At 60.2% G+C, this 4,462-nt stretch carries 5 protein-coding genes; all 5 read left to right on the top strand.

The window, feature by feature from the left end:
* Nucleotides 1–264 precede the first annotated feature (264 nt).
* Nucleotides 265–714: a hypothetical protein gene (locus FD715_RS22130; protein WP_147115371.1), complete on the top strand. Its 450-nt coding sequence runs from the start codon at nucleotides 265–267 to the stop codon at nucleotides 712–714.
* Between the two features lie 314 nt (nucleotides 715–1,028).
* Nucleotides 1,029–1,979: a toll/interleukin-1 receptor domain-containing protein gene (locus tag FD715_RS22125; RefSeq protein ID WP_189799613.1), complete on the top strand. Its 951-nt coding sequence runs from the start codon at nucleotides 1,029–1,031 to the stop codon at nucleotides 1,977–1,979.
* Nucleotides 1,980–2,179: 200 nt separating this feature from the next.
* Entirely contained in the window at nucleotides 2,180–2,344 is a 165-nt protein-coding gene (locus FD715_RS22670) for a hypothetical protein (protein WP_189799612.1), read from the top strand.
* Nucleotides 2,345–2,382: 38 nt separating this feature from the next.
* Nucleotides 2,383–2,790 (top strand): recombinase family protein, encoded by a 408-nt coding sequence (locus tag FD715_RS22120; protein WP_147115365.1) that lies wholly within the window; start codon nucleotides 2,383–2,385, stop codon nucleotides 2,788–2,790.
* A partial coding sequence (locus tag FD715_RS22115) for a recombinase family protein (RefSeq protein WP_147115362.1) occupies nucleotides 2,787–4,462 on the top strand: 1,676 nt, incomplete at its 3' end. The genes FD715_RS22120 and FD715_RS22115, both read left to right, overlap by 4 nt.

Here is a 4,462-nt window from a genome sequence, read left to right as displayed (position 1 = left end):
CGGCGCACGACGGCTGCTCGTGCCGCTGACGCACAGCGGCTTCTGCATCTGTCAGACAACCGGTTCGGCCGTACTCGGGCGCCTCGACGGGAGGCCGTTTGCAGCGATGAACGCCGTACGCGGCCGGATTCACGCAGTGCGAGACGTCGCCGCCGATCGCCGGTCGAGGCAGCGCTCCCGCTCACGGACCGTTCGCGGCCAGAACACCCACGGTGAGAGGCAATTGCCTCACCAGCCCCGCCATGCAGGAAAGGAGGTGCAGCAATGAACGTCCAGTCCGCCAAGAACCTGCTGGAACAACAGGTCGCCCTCATCCGCCCCGTCATCGAGTTGCGGGCGGAGATGAGCCAGCACTTGGCACACCAGGTCCTGCCGTACCTCGACCCGGCGGGGCAGGAGGTGGTCAAGGAGGTCATCGAGTATCTCGATGAAGAGACCGACATAGACGACGATCTCCCATACTTCCTCGATGTCGCACTGGGGGAGATCCGCAAGGTGCTTCCGCCGGAGGCTCACGGCAAGGAGGCCACGGGCCCGGATCGCGGGGCACTCGACAACAACCATAGCTTCGGGGCGTGTCGGCAGCTCACGCCGGAGGAGGAGGTGCTCCAGGCGGCCATGCAGCCGATCGGGGTGCTCTATCGCGCCACCCGTAGGGCGCTCGACCACGCCGACGCGATAAGGCAAAGCTTCCGTCTGCTCGGCATGGAATGACTGCACGGCGCCCGGTAGGGCGCCGTCCCTTGAGGGACCGAAAGGCCCCAGCGCCGGGACTGGATCCCCCGGCGTTCAGCGCGTCGGCGATGAGCCCCGCTCCTTCGCTGCTACGAGGATGCCGACGCGTCTTCCACCGCAGAAGTTCGAAAGTTTTCGATGCTTACTGGTATCAAGCGCCCGTGACTAAGTCCAAACTCCTTGCATTGCAAAATATTCTCCAGCCTATAGGAATAGAAGCCAGGCTCCGCTGTTGATGAAACCAGATCGAAAGCGCTCCAGCCCATGAGGAATCGAATTAGATCGGCATAGACTTGGCAAAAATATTCATTTCACACGCGCAGTCGGATATCAACCTCGTTCAACAGATATCCAAACGACTTGAGGCGCTCGGCCATCAAATTCTGCCAGGAGATACCATTGGCGCGGGCTTCAACTGGCAGTCTGAAATTCGAAGAAGTATGTCCGAGGCGGATGCCGTTGTCGCCATATTAACAGAAGAATCTGTTAAAAGCGAATGGGTGATGTCTGAGATTAGCGCCATGCTGGCCTATTCCGAAGAACAAGGTCGTGTTGGCGTCCTTCCCGTATGGTTCGATCAGGCAGAACTTCCAGACTTTATTAAGAAAATTCAAGCAATCAAAGCAGATAAAGAAGATCTGTACCAAACCTCCCTTCAGATATCGAGGGGGGTAGAACGGCTAATAGCCATTTCTGCCGCTAAGGCGGAGAAGAGAAATGAGAGACGCGAGTTACTTGAAAGAGTGGCTTCAGAGTTCATTGAAAAGAGCCAAAAAAATCTCAGAGATCGCGAGAAGAGCTACAGAAGGCAGGCGAATCTTTGGTACCTTACCTGTTGCGCCACCCTGATCTTCGGCGCAGCAATAAGTTTTTGGCGAGCCGGCAGCATAGAATACGAATCCGCCTCTGCATACTCTCTACTCGAAGTCATTATATTAGGTGTCATTTCTGTCGGACTCACGGTAGGGGTCGCCAAGTTCTCATTTACGCTTGGAAAGGCCAATATGGTTGAAGCATTGCGGAACGCAGATAGAAGTCACGCAATAACTTTTGGTGAGTTCTATCTAAGGTCATACGGCTCGGAGAGCGAATGGTCGGAGCTAAAAGATGCCTTTCAGCATTGGAATATTGATGCCGGATCTGCGTTCAAAGACCAGCGAAGCGAAGACTTTGACCCAAGGATCTTGGAAAATGCCTTAGCAATCGCAAAGATACTATCTCAGTCCACAAAGCAGAAAAAATAGCCGAGTTCGGTCGCAAAGGCTCTGGAAGTTAGGCATAGCGGATCAGGCCTTCTTCTATTTTCACATTGCATTGGATGATTGCATGAGGTGCGTCCGCAGGTGAGCCCTGCGGACGCTGGTGGCCATTCCCTCGTACCGGACCTCGGGTCGGCGTCCGCCGTGTCGGTCACATGATGCCCGAACAGGAAAGGACCCCTCCGATGCCGCTCGACAAGCTGATCGACCTTCTCGCAGAAGCCGCTGTCCGCAAGCTCTCGCAGGAGCGGGAGAAGCAGGAAACGACGCCTGACGCGATACGCACAACCTACAAGATACTCCGCCACTGGACATACCATTTCCGCATTCTTTCCAGATATATGCACTGACCGGGCCATCACGGCCACAACCCCATAGGACGTCGTCAATGCCTCCTCAGCCCGTTGCCGCTCTCTACCTGCGTTCCGCTTCTACGAACGATGTAGCAATCGAAGAGCAGCGTCGTATCTGCACGGCCCTTGCCGAGAGCCAAGGCTGGCGTATCGGCGAAACGGTCGTGGACAACGGCGTGGGCGGAATGCGCGATCGCCCTGGTCTTACGGCTCTTCGGACCTGCATCGCCGAAGGACGAGCCCAGATCGCGCTCGCTACGGAGCCGGTCCGCATCGCTCGCGATCCGAAGATGATCAAGGACCTTGTCGATTTCTGCGCAGCGCACGGTGCGGAGCTTCTGTTCGCGAATAGCGCGTCCGTCGGCTCCGTCATGACCTATGAACAAAGCCTCGATGCCATGCGCCGGCTCATCATGGAAGTTGTAAGCGAGGTGAACCCATGACGGACGCGAAGCGCCCGCTGCGTGTCGCCTTCTACGCACGCTATTCGACCGACATGCAGAACCCCCTGTCGGTCGAGGACCAGTTTCGCATCACCGAGAGATACGCCCGGCAGAAGGGCTGGACTGTCGTCGAGCGCTATTCTGACGACGCGGTCAGTGGCACCGTGAGCCGGGACCGGCCGGGATTCCAGCGGCTCTCCGTGGATCTCGCCAGCGGCAAGTTCGATGTAGTGCTCGCCGAGTCCGTCGACCGGATATCGCGGGATCCCGAGCACATGGCGGGCTTCTACAAGACCGCGCTGTTCAACCGCGTCGAGCTCTACACCACCGGACGCGGCAAGATCGACGCGATGATGCTCAGCATCTCGTCCATGTTCGCGGCAATGTTTCTCGAGGAGCTCGCCCAGAAGACCCGCCGCGGGCTGGAGGGGCGGGCCCAGAAGGGCTTGAGCGCGGGCGGCAAAGTCTACGGCTACAAGCAATGCACGGATGAGCGCGGCGTTCCTGTGAAGGGCGCGCGCGAGATCGACGAGGTCGAGGCCGCGGTCGTGCGCGGGATCTTCCGCGACTACGCCGCAGGGCAGTCGCCGATCGAGATCGCCAATCGCCTGAACGACGAAGGCATCCCTTCCCCCTCGGCCGAAACCGGTCGCAGATCGTCGGGACGCTGGAAGCAGAACACGATCAACGGCAACCGGGAGCGGGGCACCGGCATCCTCAACAACGAGCTCTACATCGGCCGACAGGTCTGGAACCGACTGACCTATGTGAAGCACCCACAGACCGAGCGCCGGGTCTCGCAGCTGAACCCCGAGAGCAAATGGGTCATCAGCGAAGTGCCCGGGCTACGGATCATCGATCAGGAACTGTGGGACGAGGTCAAGGCGCGGCAGGACGCACAGCGCAAGCGCGTGGGAAAGGCCGAGGCCAAGGACCGCAACAAGCTCTCGATCGGGCAGAGCCTGCGCCGGCGGAAGTACCTCCTGTCGGGGCTCCTGCACTGCGGCCTGTGTGGCGGCAAGCTGACGGTCGCCGGGAGTAGCAAGTACAGAACCTACTACTGCGCCAACGCCAAGGAGATGGGCCCCAGCGTCTGCGAGGGCTTCAGGGGACTGCGGGAGAGCGTCGCCCTGCCCCTCGTCCTGTCGGGGCTGCGCGCCGAGCTGATGAAGCCTGCCGTCTATGACCGGTTCCGGGAGCGGTTCCACGCGAAGCTGGCGGACAGCCAAGAGGCGGCCGTGGACCGGCTCCGGGTGCATGACGCACGGCAGCGGGAACTGGAGACGGGCCAAGACAACCTGATCCGAGCCATCGCGAAGAACCATGAGCTCGCGGGTATGCTTTCTCCCCGGCTGATAGATATCGGTGCCGAGCTCCAGCAGATGCAGGGCAAGCGGGCCGCCCTGGTCGTGCCCGAGGTCGAGCTGCCCGAGGACCTGCCGGACCTCTACCGGGCCATGGTCGCCGACCTGGCGACGGCACTGTCGGACGAGTCCGTCGCCGGGCGTGCCGCGGACGAACTACACGAGCTCGTTGACCGCGTCGTGGTGCACTGGGATGAAGACGCCCGGGGGCACTGGTTGTCGATCGAGGGCAGCCTGCTGGAAATGCTACGCAAATCGGCGCCGAGCAAGCTCGACGCCGTGCGTGGCGATATTTTCGCTGAAGTTGG

Source organism: Tateyamaria sp. syn59 (assembly GCF_007995245.1).
In the GTDB taxonomy this organism is placed as follows: Bacteria; Pseudomonadota; Alphaproteobacteria; order Rhodobacterales; family Rhodobacteraceae; genus Tateyamaria.
This window is presented reverse-complemented; position numbering and strand designations above follow the sequence as displayed.